Origin of the sequence: Vibrio jasicida 090810c (assembly GCF_002887615.1) — a bacterium.
Lineage (GTDB): Bacteria > Pseudomonadota > Gammaproteobacteria > Enterobacterales > Vibrionaceae > Vibrio > Vibrio jasicida.
On the sequence record NZ_CP025793.1, the window covers coordinates 115,103 to 129,992 of the forward strand.

Consider the following 14,890-nt stretch of genomic DNA (forward strand, 5'->3'; position numbering starts at 1 on the left):
TTTCAATAGAGTTGTAAAAGAAAAGGACAGCTTCGGCTGTCCTTTGTTGTTCTAACAGAATCTATTAAGTGCTTTTCAATAATCAGCTAGCTTCAATTAAACGGTCGAAACTCTGGAACACCTCTTCACACTTCATCACGCGACCGTGACCTTGGCCTTGAGTCGTCACTAATTCAACCCGTGCCATCTCACTCGCTGCTTGCGCAGAGACACTGTGCTTAGTGAACTTGTCTTGCTCATCATGAACAATGATGGTTTTTGCTTCGCGCTCTGCTAGACGCTTTTCTGGGTCAATCGACTGCAGTGGATAGCCAAACTGGTCCTCAACCTCAGACACCACCGCTTTGAATAACTTCATGGAGTATCCTGAGCGTGCAATGCTACCAAACAGGTTTTCTACATAATTCAGAACCGGAGCTATCAACAATAGAGGTTTGTTCTCTAGTTTACTGTGGCGACATTCCAGCGCCGACGCAGTGCCCATACTGTGCCCAACTAAACCTGCTACGTCTTCCACCGAATCCAATACATCCTCTAAGCCACGAACAAACGCAGGGATGTGTCCGTACTGACCATCACTCTCACCATGTGCAGGATGGTCGTACGCTAATGCGGTGTAACCAGATGCCGCAATGTGCTCCATCAACGGATAGAACTGACTGGCAGTTCCAGACCAACCGTGAGTAAGAATCCATACCGGACCGCTTCCAAGCTGATAGATTTTAATTGCCCCGGCATGACCTTGGATTTCACTTTTGATCAGTCCCTGTGGCTCAGCGTTTTTTGGCTGAGTACGCGCAGGGGTAAGCAGCAATTTACGCGCGGTATTTTTTGCGTGTGAGGGCGCTAGCGTGTGATGTAAACGCGTACTGATGTTGATCAGACTGCGCTTAACACTGAATTTCTGCGAAGTATTGAAGTAAATTTTCTCACTCATGATCGTTTCCTTAACTATCAGCTTTGCACAAAATAGAACGGTCGTGCTTTTTAAGCTGATAAGAAAGAGCGCTCTGTGTCGCTCTTTGTTATGAATCTCTTACTATGCCCGTTACCGCGGGGCTAGCGCTTCCATCGAGTAAACAAGTTATCGATGCCTTGCCAAAACAGTCTCTGGCTTTCTTCTTCCCCTTTGATCGAATAAAACACGTGTGCACTTAAGTACTGTCCGTATAAATCAAAGGTCGCTTGTCGCGTGTCTAAATCCACAACAAACTCTTGGTTTTCTTTGCCTTTCTTGATCTGAATTTCGAGATAATTCAACCAAGTATCAATCGATTTGCGCAATGCTGCTTGCAATGCACAACCTTCTTCCGCGGTGTCGTTCCAAGCATCAAGGAACATGCAACTGCCTTGAAAAGAGTGGTTCCACGTCATCCAAGTGTCTAGTAAGCCACGTACTTTACGTTCAATATTGCTGTCACCTAACTCACGTGCAGGCGCAATCACACGCTCAGCAAATACTAGATTGGCGTGTTCCAATACTGACAGCTGAAGATTTAACTTCGAGTTAAAGTGGGCAAATAAACCACTTTTCGACATCCCGCACTGCTTCGCTAACTCACCAATGGTAAGACTTTCCAATCCATTTTCGCTCGCCAGTTGGAATGCACGTTGCAGAATAAGTTCTTTGGTTACTTTTCCTTTTTTCATAACTGCATTTTTAGCACGACCGTACTTTTTTGCAATATTAAGTTTACTGGTCAAACCAACCATCATGATCAGACACAGCCTCGATCTCAATACATTGAAAGAAGTAATGAATCTTGATTTTAGAAATTAGAGATGGGTCTGAATTTCGCAAACTGGTTGCCGTCAATTGCACATGAGTTGATTTTTTACCGCGAGAACTGAATCGTTAACTGCTAATTTCGCAGCGATTTTTCACTTTTTTAGGTAAGCACTTATGGCAACAACAAAGAAAATTGCCAGTTTAGAATTTGCCCGCATCATCGCAATGTTTGCGATCATTGGGCTTCACTGTCAGATGGCTCTCACGTATTGGCAATGGGATGAAGTACCTTGGGTTGGGTACATGCTTAACCAATTGGCTCGCTTTGCTGTACCACTGTTTTTTCTCATCTCCGGATATCTACTCCAGCCTAAACTCAGCACAAATCCCGTTGAGACACTGAAAAACTACGCCAAGCCTCTGCTCAAAATATGGCTGATTTGGAGTCTGATTTGTCTGTTAATGCCGTTTCGCTGGCAAGTAGTTGCAGAAGCAGGTTACCTCGTCGAGCGACAGGGTTATTGGGGTTACCTGATGTCGAACCCAGTGAACTCGCTCTTAGAAGGTGGCTTGGTGCATTTGTGGTTCATTCCTGCACTTGTCATCGCCGTGGCTATTATTGCGTTGCTGGTTCGCATTAACATGGTACAACTGTTGCTTCCTGCGGCGGTATTACTTTACGTCTACGGTGTGTTTGCAGGCAGCTACGTCACACTCACTGAACTACCAACGCCCTTCTTTACACGTAATGGTCCGTTATTCAGTACTTTATTGGTGGTGCTTGGTTACTTAGCAAGACAACATCAGTGGCAATGGTCGCGCAATAACACCATTCGCTTAATACTGATCGGTATGGCACTGCATTTTGGCGAAGCCTATTACCTTATGAATTATGAAATCGCATTTAACTCACACGACTTCTTGTTTGGTACCGTAATTTGGTCGTTGGGTGCATTCATGTGGCTTCTTGCTCACCCAAACTTCGGCAATATGCCATGGGTATTTAAATGGTCACCGAGTATTCTAGGCATCTACGTGAGCCACCTATTGGTGATCATCATCATGATGAACATCGCAGGTATGTTGGGGCTAGAAAACCTAGCTAAAGACGCCTTTATTTACCCAGCAACGATTGTGGTCACTCTGCTCCTTGTGAAAGGCATCGAAGCCACTCCACTGAAAAAACTATTGCTGCGCTAAATCCATTCAGCACTATGTATGGCTTGCTCTAACACTTTGGGGTTAAAGCAAGCCTCTCAAAAATGAGAGCTCTCTCTCACTCGCCAACATTATCACTTCTAATGCTACGTAATTTGCTTTCACTCACAAAAAACATTGTTCATTTACTTTAGATTTATTCGACATCAACAAAATGCTCATTAAACGGAGGCGGTATGTGGGCAGGTCAAGGACTCGTTCCTTTTTTAGAAATTAGCCATTGGCTAACTTACGGTTTATACGCTGCAGTATTCCTATTTGGCGCTGCAAGTATTGCGTCACTCAGAAAGTAGTGGCGCAAGCTACATCAATTCAAAACTCCTACCGTTAATTCGAGCTTTCTCACACTTAACTTATTAATTTGTGGCTAAAATTTCTCCAGTCAGACAAGGAGAAATGTCTATGTCAATCTATCCAATTGTCGCTTTCTGCTGCTTACTCTTTTCAAGCCCCAGTTTTGCAGCGTCCACCAGTGACCTCAACCTCGTCAATTCTGCCGTCGGCTATGCCGCACTGATTCTCTTCACCATTGCTTACATTCTGGTGATGCTGGAAGAATACCTGCATATGCGAAAATCCAAACCAGTACTGCTCGCCGCGGGATTAATCTGGATTTTGATTGGGTACACCTTTGCCCAACACAACCAAGCTGACGTCGCTAAAGCCGCACTGGAACACAACCTTCTGGAATACGCCGAACTTTTATTGTTCCTACTAGTAGCGATGACTTACATCAATGCAATGGAAGAGCGGAGGCTGTTTGATGCTCTGCAAGCATGGATGGTCGGTAAAGGTTTCGATTTCAAACAGCTATTTTGGCTTACAGGCGGCTTGGCATTTGTCATTTCACCTATCGCGGATAACTTAACCACGGCCCTGTTAATGTGTGCGGTGGTGATGAAAGTTTCTGGCGATAATCCAAGGTTTGTGAACCTTGCCTGTATTAACATCGTCATTGCGGCGAACGCTGGCGGCGCATTCAGTCCATTTGGTGATATAACGACCCTGATGGTTTGGCAGGCAGGACACGTCAGTTTTGCTGAATTTATGCCGTTGTTTGTTCCGTCATTGATCAACTACGTCATTCCTGCGTTCATCATGTCGTTGTTTGTACCAAACACTAAGCCAGATACGGTCCATGAACATATTGAATTGAAACGTGGAGCAAGACGAATTGTAGGCTTGTTTATTCTCACTATCGCGACGGCGGTATCTTTCCACGCGGTACTTCACTTCCCGCCAGTAATCGGAATGATGATGGGCTTGGCGTACCTGCAGTTTTTCGGTTATTTCCTGCGTCGAACACTAAAACATTCACTTGCTAAAAAAGCGGCCGAAGCGATTGCCAATGGCGATGATTATGCCTTAAAGCGTTTAGGTTCAGTGGTGCCGTTTGATGTATTCCACCGTGTATCACGTGCAGAGTGGGATACTTTACTGTTCTTCTATGGTGTCGTCATGTGTGTCGGCGGTTTGAGTTTGCTCGGTTATCTTGGGTTAGTTTCCAACGTGATGTACACCGAATGGAGCCCAATCTGGGCTAACGTCATGGTGGGGATTCTCTCTGCTATCGTGGATAACATTCCAGTGATGTTTGCTGTATTAACGATGGAGCCAACCATGTCGATGGGGAACTGGCTGTTAGTCACGCTGACTGCAGGCGTGGGTGGTAGCTTGCTTTCGATTGGTTCAGCGGCTGGCGTGGCATTAATGGGGGCAGCAAGGGGACAATACACCTTCTTTGGCCATTTAAAATGGGCACCGGTGATTGCGCTAGGTTATGCCGCAAGTATTGCGGCGCACCTTTGGATGAATGGCAGTTTGTTCACTTAACCTACCTTGATCAATATTAAATATTCTTACCGGTCTGATGGGTGGTTCACGCCATCCATCACCTCAATATCTCCCAGCTCATAAGGATTTACATCTTCTAAGCAACCAACGTTATAACCGTATTCACTCGGGTCAGAACGGCGCTGATGATGCGTGTAGATACCGCATTCACCACAGAAAAAATGCTTAGCCGTGCTGGTATTAAACTGATACAGCTTGAGTGCCTCCTCACCTTGGATGATGCGAATCCCATTCAAAGGTACTGATGCCACAATCGCGCCACGACGTCGGCACATAGAACAATCACAACGTCTAGGCTTCTCGATTCCATTTGGTAATGACAGTTCGATTTGTACTTTTCCGCAATGACAAGAGAGCTTATGCAAAGGCTGAATTGTGGTACTACCCACTTGTTTAATCATGACTTTTCCTTGTTGCTTCAGTGTTCATCTAGCTTAATGTGTAAAGTCTGTTAAACAGTTAACATCCGCGCAATCTAGGTCAAAAACTCGACATCAATCACTTTTCACGACATTTTATTCATCGATTTATCACTATTTGGTTGGCGTTTTGCCAACCGCATCCGTTTTGGTTGTGCGCTTGCAGTTAAAACGGTTTTAAAACCAAGGAAAATACTTTTATGGATAAAGATCATAGCCTTAGAGAGAACCTCTTGGCTCTGACGCTCAGTAGTGCGTTGGTGTCACTTGGGGTTATCTTTTTTAGCAAAGTGGGACTGCTGACAGGTGGCACTGCTGGTCTTGCTATCTTCCTCACTAAAGTGAGTGATTTTAGCTTTGGTCAGATCTTCTTTGCACTGAACCTACCTTTCTACATTTTGTCTGTGATGCGCATGGGTTGGCGTTTTACCATCAACACTTTTATTGCGGTTTCGATCGTGTCCTTTGCGGTAGACCACCTGCACCATGTGATTGAAATTTCTCGTATTGAACCCGTTTACGCCGCCCTCCTCGGTGGAGGCCTGATTGGTATGGGAATGCTGGTAATTTTCCGCCACAAGATGAGCTTGGGCGGTTTCAACATATTGGCACTTTACCTTCAGGAACGCTTTGGCATTCGTGCAGGCAAAGTTCAAATGGCGCTCGACTGCACCATCGTGGTGATGTCTCTATTTATCGTCGATATTCACTTGATCGCCCTATCTATACTTGGCGCGGTGGCGACCAACTTAATCTTGGCAATGAACCACAAACCAGGGCGATATCAGCCAACGCCACAATCGGCATAATCTTCTAACACATGACAAAAACCAAAGCCCCGAGATAAATTCTCGGGGCTTTTCCTTGTCCGCAACATAAGACTACACTAGAGGCGAATTCTCACAGTATTGTTGGTCCCCTTCAGCCAGCTTGAGCTTATTTTGTTGGCTTAAGTGATAATGCACCAGCATCAATAAATCATTCGCGTAGAAGAGCTCAAAAGCATCTTCTCCATTTTGTCGACAGATTGCCTCACAGCGATCAGCGTGCACTTTGGCTTGGAGTAGGTATCCTGCTTTAAGTAGGCTCATGGCTAAACGATATTCTGCGCGCTCTTCTTGCATCCAACCACCAGCAACCTTCCAATTCTCAAGCGCCAATGTTGCAGCCTCTAGCATTCGCTCTACCTGGGCTTCAGAGCGCGTTTCAAGCTCTTCATATTGGCAGGCAAGGTTGTTGCCCGTAATGGCAATTGAACGTGCCAACGGCTCGGCAGTTTGGTCTGAATCTATCCCGTTGGCTGCTTTTGCTAACCATGTGCTAGCTTGCTCTAGCTCGTTCATCGCAGATAGCTCGTTGGCAATCTGAGCAAAAACGCGGCGCTGATCGACATCTTCCAAGTCAACGATATGGTCCGTCGTTTGATCCACAAAGTACTGCGCGACAATTTTGGCTCTCTGACGCACCATACACTGACTCGCTACGCCATTTTCGAGCTTATCTAAACTGGTGAGAAACTGCTTCGGGTCGTGCAGATGACCGATGGAAGTGTGCAGCATCAAGGGTAAGATGCGCTCAGCATGGTTAGTGTCTTCCACCTCACTAAGCGCTTGTTCTAATTGAGTGTATGTTTGTTGTGGCTGCGCTTCATGCTGCTGCCAACTTTGGTTTATGAATGCATCAAAATCCGTTTTGAAAGACATATCCTTATTTTCCTTTTTCATTGCTCTGGATTGCTCTTTAGCTCAACAACCCTACACAAAATCGAAGCAAATAAGGTAAACCTTGCCGGATTCTGAGAATGGCCTCACTTAAAGTGGCGAGCCCTTCTCCAAAGCCAATAATCGCTGTTTGCGCTCTACCCCGCCCGCATAACCAGTGAGCTTGCCACTTTTTCCAATCACACGATGGCACGGCACCACAATCGAAATAGGATTCTTACCGTTCGCCAGTCCCACCGCTCGTACCGCCTTCGGATTGCCGATGGCATTCGCCAAGTCTTGGTAGCTCCATGTTTCACCATAAGGAATGGTCGTTAGCGCATGCCAAACTTGAGTTTGGAAATCAGTGCCTGTCGCTGCAAGTGGCAAGTCAAATTCGTTACGCAGCCCAGCAAAGTATTCTTCCAATTGAGTAACAGTCTGACTGAGCACTGCATGTTGATCATTACGCTCACCCAAATCATCTGGTTTGGTGGTACACGTTTCAAACCAAATTCCGAGCAAACCTTGATCGTTCGCTTGAATGGTCACAGCGCCTAACGGACTTGGCATTACCGTATAAAGTGATTTCATGATTGATTCCATAAGTGAAAAGTCGCGTAACTGCCCCAAGGCGATGCAGTATGAGCATTCAATGACGGATAGTTTGGCATGGCTTTCTTCACCACCAAGTCTTTATCTAAAAAACAATCGGGCTGAGATTGGCCACGCAATTGCGCATAGCTCACCGTCCACGGACCAATGCCTTTTAATTCCAGCCATTGCTGCGGATCGGCTTCTGGGTTTTGCTGCATGTACTGAGCAAATCGCACGAGCGTGTCTTTACGGCTTTGCGGCATACGCAAGAAGCTAACATCGGCATTAGCAATCGCTTCTGGCGTTGGAAAGTGACGCGCATGCTGATCGCTGCTGAGTGTTTCAACCAACAAGTTAAGTTGTCCAATAGCCGCTTTGACCGACACTTGTTGCCCCAACACGGCACGTACACCAGCTTCCCACGCACTCCAGACGCCCGGAATCCGAATCCCGTGGGTTTTCACCAATCCAGGCGCAATGTATTCCAGGTGCTGCTCGACGGTGCAAATATCCGCATCGAGATCGAACATTCGACGCACGCCAGACACAAGGTTTTGCAGCTTAGTAACATCTTCAATATCAAACTCTATCTCAAGGTAGCCCTCCCCTTGAGTAGCCTTGAATCGTGCATGGCAATCATCCAGCACAACATTGCGCTGGTAGGTGTTTTGCGTAACTTGCTCCATCCCCTCAATCGCACGCAGACGATAAAAATCGAGCATGTGTTGCCAGTTCAAAGCACCGCGATAAGGGAGCACGATTCGATTCGTCCCCACGCCATCAAACTCCTTTCTGCGCACTTGAGAAGGCGTTAGCTGAAGGATCTTTTGAAACGCATCATTGAAGCGTCGAGTGCTGTTAAAACCTGCTGCAAAGCCGACTTCAGTGACTGACATCGAACTCGAATGCAGAAGCTGCTTAGCAAACATCAACTGCTGATACTGCGCATATTGCTTAGGTGACATCCCCAAATATTGCTCGAACAGCATGCGCAAATAACGATCTGAGATCCCGAGACGATCGGAGAGATCCGCGAGGGACCTATGGTGCAACTCACCACGATCGATCATTTTGATCGCACGTTGAAATGTGGTTTCAACCCCTTTCCAAGCCCATGATCCTGGCGCACTGTCTGGGCGGCAACGTAAGCAAGGGCGGTATCCGGCCTTCAGTGCCTGCGTCTTGTCAGTGAAGTACTCAACGTTTTCCTCTTTGGGTAGATTGGCTGGACAAATTGGTCGACAAAAAATCCCAGTGGTTTTGACTGCAACGTAGAAACGACCGTCAAAACGGCTGTCACGTGCCATGCGCGCTTTTTGGCACTGCTCGAACGTCAACAATGTATGGGGATGGATAAGCATGATGCTGTCCTTGCTTTCGCATTGGGTGCTCTATAGAGCCGCATGTTAGGTTACAACTCAAACGGTATAACTTCATTGTAGAACGAAGGGTTACTGTAAATTAGCCATTTTCGGAACTCAATATTGAGAATTTTTGGCATTAGTAAATTTGTGCACTAGAGTTAAATCAGAACAACACAACAACGTCGGCTAAAGGGAATTGGCATGGACTTACATACGTGCGTGATTGTACTTAGAAATCACAAGGTTATTACCAGTAAATCAGTCGAGCACTCTATAGGGATTATTGAGCGCGACTCTGATAACGAGATTTCAGAAATTCAAATCAATGCGTCGGATGGTGTGAGTATACGCACCTACCACTACCATAGCGTAGAGGACTCGCTTGAAAGCTTAATGAATCTTTAAACACTCCTTTCTCCCTTGTTAATCGTAAAAACAAAAGAGCACAGAAATGTGCTCTTTTTTTGCTCAGTATTTACGACATTCTTATTTCAAAATACAAAACACGATTGGAAAGTTATTCGAAATGTTGCGACTTCCATAAACAAAAACACCATAGTAACGAACAATAAACAGATCCTAAAATTAGCCTAAAACCCTGTATTTGTTACGTTAAAAATGTTCCATCAAATTTCTCGAACGAGAGCATCAAATTGTCCCGATTTTTTCTTCTGAACCCACTACCTAAACTTGCTCCAACAACAAAGGGGCGATCACCCCAAATAAGTAGAGTTTCCGAGGAAGGATAAAATCATGAAAGCACTGCTACACAAAATCACGACTTCAAATGCAGGTTACAGCGCACTCACCCTTCGCATTCCGGTTGGCATTATCTTTATGGCGCACGGTGCACAAAAACTTTTCGGCTGGTTTGGCGGATACGGCCTTGAAGCAACAGGTCAGTGGATGGCATCGGTCGGTTTAGGCCCAGGCATGTTGATGGCACTCCTTGCGGGCAGCGCAGAATTCTTTGGCGGCTTATTCATCTTGCTTGGTCTTCTAACTCGACCAGCGGCTGTGGCTCTAGCATTCACCATGGTGATTGCGATTTTCTCGGTTCATTTCGAGAATGGTTTGTTCATGTCGAACAACGGTTACGAATTTGGTCTCGCATTACTGGCAGCTTGTGTTTCTCTCGCATTTTCTGGCGCAGGCAAAGCGGCACTGGATGGCACACTTCATCAAAAACTGGCGTAAAGCAGGTTCTTCATGAGCCTAAATTCTGCCATGACTCTCGCTTCAAGCATCACGCTGAATTTATAAACATCTGTAAATTTACGCAAACCAATACAAAAAGCCCCTTGGTTTATACCAAAGGGCTTTCGTTTAAATTTGCGCTGGATCGCAAAAGAAGAAATTACTCGTCTGCCGGAATGTCCGCAATTTGCTGCAAGCTGTACGCCGTTAACGGGTCAATCTCTTTCACGATTTCTTCAACCTGCTTAATCGCTTCTACAGACGTGCTGGCTTTGCGATAGCTCAAATAGATAGGACGGTACCAATCTTCTACGCCAGATACCTTGTGAAGCTGCCCGCTTGCAATGAACGGCTCAACCAGAGACACCGGTAGGTAAGCACTGCCGCCCTTCTCCAAAACGAAGTCTAACGCGATACGCGCGGTAGAAGTGCGAAGGTAAGGCGCTGGGATTTTAGGGTGGCGCTCTGCATGCTCAGACGCAAAGCGTGTGCCCCAATCTACGTAAACGTATTTCTGCTCAAATACGGTTTCTAAACAATCTGGCTTAGTTGAAACCAACACAAGCACCACATCAGCGACTTTTTTACAGTTCAGCTCATCCGCTTTGATTTGGTCGAAAGCAAACGCCATATCTAGCGTGCGCTCAAGCAGGCTGCGGCTTAGCATCTCACGGCCCATGACTTCCGCCATAAAGCCATAACCACCGAAAGAGTCAGTAACAACACTTAGACAGTTTTGTAAGTAAGCATCCCAAATGTTTGGTGTTCCCCCCATGGTCAGCTGTAACGCTTTACCATCTTCGAGGGATAATTCGAGCTTGGCTTGCTGCAAAGTGGTGACCATCACCTCTGCATAGCCTATTAAACGCTCACCTGCGGAGGTCAACTTTATGTTATTTCGATCACGAATAAACAACTGCGTATCGAAATAACTTTCCAATTGTTTGATGCGTGCGCTCACCGCAGCTTGTGTAATATACAAGTTCTCAGCAGCTCGTCCGAAGTGACGAACCTTTGCCAGCTCTAAAAATGTTCGAAAGACCTTTACATCCATAAACCATCTCCTGGTCAATATAAAACCAGATTAACAACTAATTAAAATTTTGACGACAAAAAAGTTTTGTTTTTCTTTTGTTAGCTTTGCGCCTAATTTTCGCCGTAATTCATCACATTCATCAATAACGGTTACAGAGGCTGTTGATATGTCTGACACTGAATTTCGTCATGGCAAAAAACGTTTTTACGACAACGTAAAATTCCCACGCGGCTTTGCAAAGTCTGGCGATTTTACTCTTTCAGAAGAGGAAATCCTAACAATTTATGGGGATACTATGCTTGGCTTAGAGTCAGGCGAGTTGACACCTGAGAACAGCGAAGAAAAACACTTCGTAAAAGTTCTCGAAAACCCAGGCAAAGCGAAAACTAAGATCGAGCGCACTTGGCTAAAATACGTACAGCTAGCTCGTGGTCGCAAGCGCTTCCACACGCTAAATGGACGTAACAAACAAGAAGCGACAGATGATTATGCGGAAGAGAGCCTAGCAGAAGACGATTAATCGAATAGCCGAGCTATAATGCTTGGCTAAGCCGCCAAAAAATACAACTTGGTGGTGTTGCAAAACCATTTCTTTTCCAAAAGCCCGAAGGTGACATTCCTAAGGGCTTTTCATTTTTTCCGAACAACTATTTGGCGAGCGATTATTTCGCCAACATGGCTACCTTCTTCAAGAAGCTGTCTTTCAGATGCTCTTGGTCATATTCCAAATGATAGGTGTTGTGGAACCCCACCGTAAGCTCCACACCATTGCCCCTCAGAAACACGTTATACCCATCGTAATCAGAACAGGCCTCTATCCCTTCATACATCTTGCCAAACTCAGTAGGCGTGCCATTGTTCATCACACATTCGTATGCTTGGAGCACTTTGGTTGCGTCTAATTCGTTTTTCATTGCGATTCCCTCAGCAATAAACACACTTAAAGTATGGATAAGGAAGAAACGCCGTGCCACACCATAGATTGCGTGAGATCATAACTTCGGCATTTTTCTTCCCTTTCTCCTACGCAACTCCATTCAATTCGGCTCGCTCGTTCAGCCAAAAAACTTAATTTCAGTCATAAATTTTACATGCTAATCAACTAGGCTTGCTTCACGGCTTTGCATAGATTCAACTCGAAGCAAACGTAAAAATCGCCCAGAAAAGCAACATTGGTTAAAGAAAAAGCAAATTTTTGACCTAAAACAATAGCAGTTCAATATTACTTATTTTATAATGCGAATTAATGTTTCAGAACATCTTAAATTCCAATAACTAGGGGCACAAAATGAGACTTATCCCGTTAGCTCAAGCAGCACAAGTAGGCAAGTGGGCAGCAGCACACATCGCTAAGCGCATCAACGACTTCAAACCAACTGCTGAGCGTCCGTTCGTTCTGGGTCTACCTACAGGTGGCACTCCTCTAGCAACTTACAAAGCATTGATTGAACTTTACCAAGCTGGTGAAGTGAGCTTCGAACACGTAGTGACTTTCAACATGGACGAATACATCGGTATCCCTGCGGATCACCCAGAATCATACCGTTCATTCATGTACACCAACTTCTTCAACCACGTAAACATCCAAGAAGCGAACATCAACCTTCTTAACGGTAACGCGGAAGATCACGAAGCGGAATGCCAACGCTACGAAGACAAAATCAAGTCTTACGGCAAGATCAACCTATTCATGGGCGGCGTAGGTAACGACGGTCACATCGCATTCAACGAGCCAGCATCTTCTCTGTCTTCTCGCACTCGCATCAAGACACTAACTGAAGACACTCGTATCGCGAACTCTCGTTTCTTCGATGGCGACATCAACCAAGTTCCTAAGTACGCACTAACTATCGGTGTTGGTACGCTACTAGACGCTCAAGAAGTGATGATCCTAGTAACAGGTCACAACAAAGCACTTGCTCTACAAGCAGCAGTAGAAGGCAGCGTAAACCACCTATGGACGGTTTCTGCACTTCAACTACACCCTAAAGCAGTGATCGTTTGTGATGAGCCGTCACAACAAGAGCTTAAAGTGAAGACAGTTAAGTACTTCTCTGAGCTAGAAGCGGAAAACATCAAAGGTTTCTAATCCTTCGGGTAACAACCAAAGATAAACGCTGAATACACAAAACCCGTGAGTCATCACGGGTTTTTTCGTTTTTAAAGACTGGCAGGTTTGAAGGTGTAGGAATTTAAACAACCGTTAGCGAGGCGTTTAATAAGCTTGAATACCAAACTGGCGCAGACGTTTCGGCAATACCTCATCGAGCTTATCTAACTCACTCAGTTCGACCTCAATGAGGTTGAAGTTATGCTGCTCGTAAACCGCACGAATCTTCTCTCGCTCCGCTTCTAACATCTCGCCAGAATCGCTGCCCCAAAACTGCAAATAGACTTTGCCGCCTGGTAGGTAGAAATCGCTTGTCACGTCTTGGTCGATCGGCAGTTGGCGCTCGTAAGCATGCACCACACCAGCCAAATACAGCCAGTTATCGATAAGCAGTTCTCCTTTAGAACGAACATAATGCCCATCTAAAGTGCGGTGCTTAGCTTCAAACTTCTGGCGAAAACTAGAAAACGACTTATCTGTGGAATGGGACTCGGCATCTTGTCCTAAAAACTCAATCACAGACTGCTTGAGTCGCTTGTTACGCAGCACTACGTCGTGCCACACCACAAAGGTGTTCTGCGACTCTTTATCGGCTCTCTGTTGACCACCTGCGCGGATTCCGGCTTCGGTTAAACTCCAACCTTCTTCGGATTTGCTGATCCAGCCTAATTCACTTAACAGCTGGTTCATGCGCTTGGCATTGAGCTTCAGCTTCTCGCCCAACTGGGTTGCGCTGTAGGTTTTGCCAGACGTTGCAGCAAGCTCGATGTGCAAGTTGGTCGGCCAAACAATAAATTGCCCGAATTTAGGGTGATCGACATACTCACCGCCGAACTTGGCGCCCTCTTCGGTCAAAATCCATTTCTCGTCTTGGCGAACGATGTAGCCTGCACGTTTCAGATCAGCAAACAGCAGCTTGGCTTCTATCTGACGCATTTTTGCCAGCGCCGACGTCGATATTTTTTCAGACACGATTCATGCCTCCTGCTACTGTTTGAAATAAGGTAATGACTTGGATATTAACGCATTGATTTCATTGCTTGAAGTAAGAATAGTTGGGATTTTCTATCCACAACAAAAAAGGAGCACTTTGGCTCCTTTCTCTACATCGAATTGAATCGGCTTAATTATTCGCGAGTTTGGCAAATTTACTGTAGGTGCTGATTTTGCCGTTGATGTATTCGATACCGCTGTGGACATTGTTTTCGGTGTGACCAACGATTTGGTATTCGACGATGAATTCACCGCTGATGACTTTGATGAACAAGAAGCCGTCGCTGACCTTCCATAAACCCTGCAAACCACGCTCGCTGAACAAGTCTTTTTCCACCAGCGTACCATTTGGTTTAAGCTCTAAAATCGACGAGAAACCGTCTACATTCACTTTTACCCAAGGCTGTTGATGCACTTCGTAGCTGAGGATTTTGCGGCGTGTTTTCGCCCACTCACGCAGTTCTTGTTCTTGAGCTAGGGTGAGAATTGGCAGGTCTTCCATCTCCAATAGGGTGTGATGTTTTTCGTACCAGAAAAGTTGCAGATGGAGTAATTTCATTCAGATTAACGGGGTTTCATAACGACAAAGCGCAACTTTGCGCCAACCCTGATGGTAAGTCAACCAATGAAACGAAAGAGTGCAGTTTTCACGAGGGTTAAAAACTGCACGTTC

The 14,890-nt window shown here is 45.6% G+C and carries 17 protein-coding genes; 7 read left to right on the forward strand and 10 right to left on the reverse strand.

The window, feature by feature from the left end; translation table 11 throughout:
• Positions 1 to 82: 82 nt before the first annotated feature.
• Both C1S73_RS18080 and C1S73_RS18085 read right to left on the reverse strand, forming a co-directional pair.
• Positions 83 to 937 (reverse strand): alpha/beta fold hydrolase, encoded by an 855-nt coding sequence (locus C1S73_RS18080; RefSeq protein WP_038869784.1) that lies wholly within the window; start codon positions 935 to 937, stop codon positions 83 to 85.
• 122 nt (positions 938 to 1,059) lie between these two features.
• Positions 1,060 to 1,650, reverse strand: a complete 591-nt coding sequence (locus C1S73_RS18085) for a TetR/AcrR family transcriptional regulator (RefSeq protein WP_038869909.1) — start codon at positions 1,648 to 1,650, stop codon at positions 1,060 to 1,062.
• A 253-nt stretch (positions 1,651 to 1,903) separates the two neighbouring features.
• On the opposite strand from C1S73_RS18085, the gene C1S73_RS18090 reads away from it, so the two are divergent.
• A complete protein-coding gene (locus C1S73_RS18090) occupies positions 1,904 to 2,929 on the forward strand; it encodes an acyltransferase (protein WP_038869786.1) in 1,026 nt (341 codons plus the stop codon).
• Between the two features lie 420 nt (positions 2,930 to 3,349).
• Positions 3,350 to 4,780 carry a sodium:proton antiporter NhaD gene (gene nhaD, locus C1S73_RS18095; RefSeq protein ID WP_038869787.1) on the forward strand — a complete coding sequence of 477 codons (1,431 nt, stop codon included), beginning with the start codon at positions 3,350 to 3,352 and terminating at the stop codon, positions 4,778 to 4,780.
• A 26-nt stretch (positions 4,781 to 4,806) separates the two neighbouring features.
• Here the strand turns inward: nhaD and C1S73_RS18100 are convergent, their stop codons facing one another.
• The gene (locus C1S73_RS18100) at positions 4,807 to 5,202 is read right to left on the reverse strand and encodes a GFA family protein (RefSeq protein ID WP_038869788.1); all 396 of its coding nucleotides are present in this window, start codon (positions 5,200 to 5,202) and stop codon (positions 4,807 to 4,809) included.
• 218 nt (positions 5,203 to 5,420) lie between these two features.
• Between C1S73_RS18100 and C1S73_RS18105 the strand changes: the two genes are divergently transcribed.
• Entirely contained in the window at positions 5,421 to 6,029 is a 609-nt protein-coding gene (locus tag C1S73_RS18105) for a DUF6198 family protein (protein ID WP_038869790.1), read from the forward strand.
• Between the two features lie 72 nt (positions 6,030 to 6,101).
• Here C1S73_RS18105 and C1S73_RS18110 read toward each other — a convergent pair whose 3' ends face one another.
• The 3 genes from C1S73_RS18110 to C1S73_RS18120 all read right to left on the reverse strand — a co-directional run bounded on the left by C1S73_RS18110 (position 6,102) and on the right by C1S73_RS18120 (position 8,878).
• Positions 6,102 to 6,923, reverse strand: coding sequence for a hypothetical protein (locus C1S73_RS18110; protein ID WP_038869792.1), 822 nt, complete (start codon positions 6,921 to 6,923; stop codon positions 6,102 to 6,104).
• Between the two features lie 108 nt (positions 6,924 to 7,031).
• The gene (locus C1S73_RS18115; protein ID WP_038869793.1) at positions 7,032 to 7,514 is read right to left on the reverse strand and encodes a methylated-DNA--[protein]-cysteine S-methyltransferase; all 483 of its coding nucleotides are present in this window, start codon (positions 7,512 to 7,514) and stop codon (positions 7,032 to 7,034) included.
• Positions 7,511 to 8,878, reverse strand: a complete 1,368-nt coding sequence (locus tag C1S73_RS18120; RefSeq protein ID WP_038869794.1) for a DNA-3-methyladenine glycosylase 2 family protein — start codon at positions 8,876 to 8,878, stop codon at positions 7,511 to 7,513. Before C1S73_RS18120 ends, C1S73_RS18115 begins: the two co-directional genes overlap by 4 nt.
• Positions 8,879 to 9,082: 204 nt before the next feature.
• On the opposite strand from C1S73_RS18120, the gene C1S73_RS18125 reads away from it, so the two are divergent.
• Both C1S73_RS18125 and C1S73_RS18130 read left to right on the forward strand, forming a co-directional pair.
• Entirely contained in the window at positions 9,083 to 9,286 is a 204-nt protein-coding gene (locus C1S73_RS18125; protein ID WP_038869796.1) for a hypothetical protein, read from the forward strand.
• A gap of 348 nt (positions 9,287 to 9,634) precedes the next feature.
• A complete protein-coding gene (locus tag C1S73_RS18130) occupies positions 9,635 to 10,078 on the forward strand; it encodes a DoxX family protein (protein ID WP_038869797.1) in 444 nt (147 codons plus the stop codon).
• A gap of 160 nt (positions 10,079 to 10,238) precedes the next feature.
• Here C1S73_RS18130 and C1S73_RS18135 read toward each other — a convergent pair whose 3' ends face one another.
• A complete protein-coding gene (locus tag C1S73_RS18135) occupies positions 10,239 to 11,132 on the reverse strand; it encodes a LysR family transcriptional regulator (protein ID WP_038869799.1) in 894 nt (297 codons plus the stop codon).
• Between the two features lie 148 nt (positions 11,133 to 11,280).
• Here C1S73_RS18135 and C1S73_RS18140 point away from each other — a divergent pair, with 148 nt between their 5' ends.
• Positions 11,281 to 11,634, forward strand: coding sequence for a MaoP family protein (locus C1S73_RS18140; RefSeq protein WP_038869800.1), 354 nt, complete (start codon positions 11,281 to 11,283; stop codon positions 11,632 to 11,634).
• 142 nt (positions 11,635 to 11,776) lie between these two features.
• Here C1S73_RS18140 and C1S73_RS18145 read toward each other — a convergent pair whose 3' ends face one another.
• Positions 11,777 to 12,028 carry a DUF3081 domain-containing protein gene (locus C1S73_RS18145; protein ID WP_038869801.1) on the reverse strand — a complete coding sequence of 84 codons (252 nt, stop codon included), beginning with the start codon at positions 12,026 to 12,028 and terminating at the stop codon, positions 11,777 to 11,779.
• Positions 12,029 to 12,402: 374 nt separating this feature from the next.
• Between C1S73_RS18145 and nagB the strand changes: the two genes are divergently transcribed.
• A complete protein-coding gene (gene nagB, locus C1S73_RS18150) occupies positions 12,403 to 13,203 on the forward strand; it encodes a glucosamine-6-phosphate deaminase (RefSeq protein WP_038869802.1) in 801 nt (266 codons plus the stop codon).
• 126 nt (positions 13,204 to 13,329) lie between these two features.
• Here nagB and C1S73_RS18160 read toward each other — a convergent pair whose 3' ends face one another.
• Together C1S73_RS18160 and C1S73_RS18165 are read right to left on the reverse strand one after the other, a co-directional pair.
• A complete protein-coding gene (locus tag C1S73_RS18160; RefSeq protein ID WP_038869803.1) occupies positions 13,330 to 14,196 on the reverse strand; it encodes a glycerol kinase in 867 nt (288 codons plus the stop codon).
• A 151-nt stretch (positions 14,197 to 14,347) separates the two neighbouring features.
• Entirely contained in the window at positions 14,348 to 14,776 is a 429-nt protein-coding gene (locus C1S73_RS18165) for a hypothetical protein (RefSeq protein ID WP_038869804.1), read from the reverse strand.
• Between the last annotated feature and the right edge of the window lie 114 nt (positions 14,777 to 14,890).

Coding starts and splice junctions, on each gene's coding strand:
- C1S73_RS18080 (WP_038869784.1), bottom strand. CDS start 937: ATGAGTGAGAAAATTTACTTCAATACTTCGCAGAAATTCAGTGTTAAG.
- C1S73_RS18085 (WP_038869909.1), bottom strand. CDS start 1,650: ATGAAAAAAGGAAAAGTAACCAAAGAACTTATTCTGCAACGTGCATTC.
- C1S73_RS18090 (WP_038869786.1), top strand. CDS start 1,904: ATGGCAACAACAAAGAAAATTGCCAGTTTAGAATTTGCCCGCATCATC.
- nhaD (WP_038869787.1), top strand. CDS start 3,350: ATGTCAATCTATCCAATTGTCGCTTTCTGCTGCTTACTCTTTTCAAGC.
- C1S73_RS18100 (WP_038869788.1), bottom strand. CDS start 5,202: ATGATTAAACAAGTGGGTAGTACCACAATTCAGCCTTTGCATAAGCTC.
- C1S73_RS18105 (WP_038869790.1), top strand. CDS start 5,421: ATGGATAAAGATCATAGCCTTAGAGAGAACCTCTTGGCTCTGACGCTC.
- C1S73_RS18110 (WP_038869792.1), bottom strand. CDS start 6,923: ATGTCTTTCAAAACGGATTTTGATGCATTCATAAACCAAAGTTGGCAG.
- C1S73_RS18115 (WP_038869793.1), bottom strand. CDS start 7,514: ATGAAATCACTTTATACGGTAATGCCAAGTCCGTTAGGCGCTGTGACC.
- C1S73_RS18120 (WP_038869794.1), bottom strand. CDS start 8,878: ATGCTTATCCATCCCCATACATTGTTGACGTTCGAGCAGTGCCAAAAA.
- C1S73_RS18125 (WP_038869796.1), top strand. CDS start 9,083: ATGGACTTACATACGTGCGTGATTGTACTTAGAAATCACAAGGTTATT.
- C1S73_RS18130 (WP_038869797.1), top strand. CDS start 9,635: ATGAAAGCACTGCTACACAAAATCACGACTTCAAATGCAGGTTACAGC.
- C1S73_RS18135 (WP_038869799.1), bottom strand. CDS start 11,132: ATGGATGTAAAGGTCTTTCGAACATTTTTAGAGCTGGCAAAGGTTCGT.
- C1S73_RS18140 (WP_038869800.1), top strand. CDS start 11,281: ATGTCTGACACTGAATTTCGTCATGGCAAAAAACGTTTTTACGACAAC.
- C1S73_RS18145 (WP_038869801.1), bottom strand. CDS start 12,028: ATGAAAAACGAATTAGACGCAACCAAAGTGCTCCAAGCATACGAATGT.
- nagB (WP_038869802.1), top strand. CDS start 12,403: ATGAGACTTATCCCGTTAGCTCAAGCAGCACAAGTAGGCAAGTGGGCA.
- C1S73_RS18165 (WP_038869804.1), bottom strand. CDS start 14,776: ATGAAATTACTCCATCTGCAACTTTTCTGGTACGAAAAACATCACACC.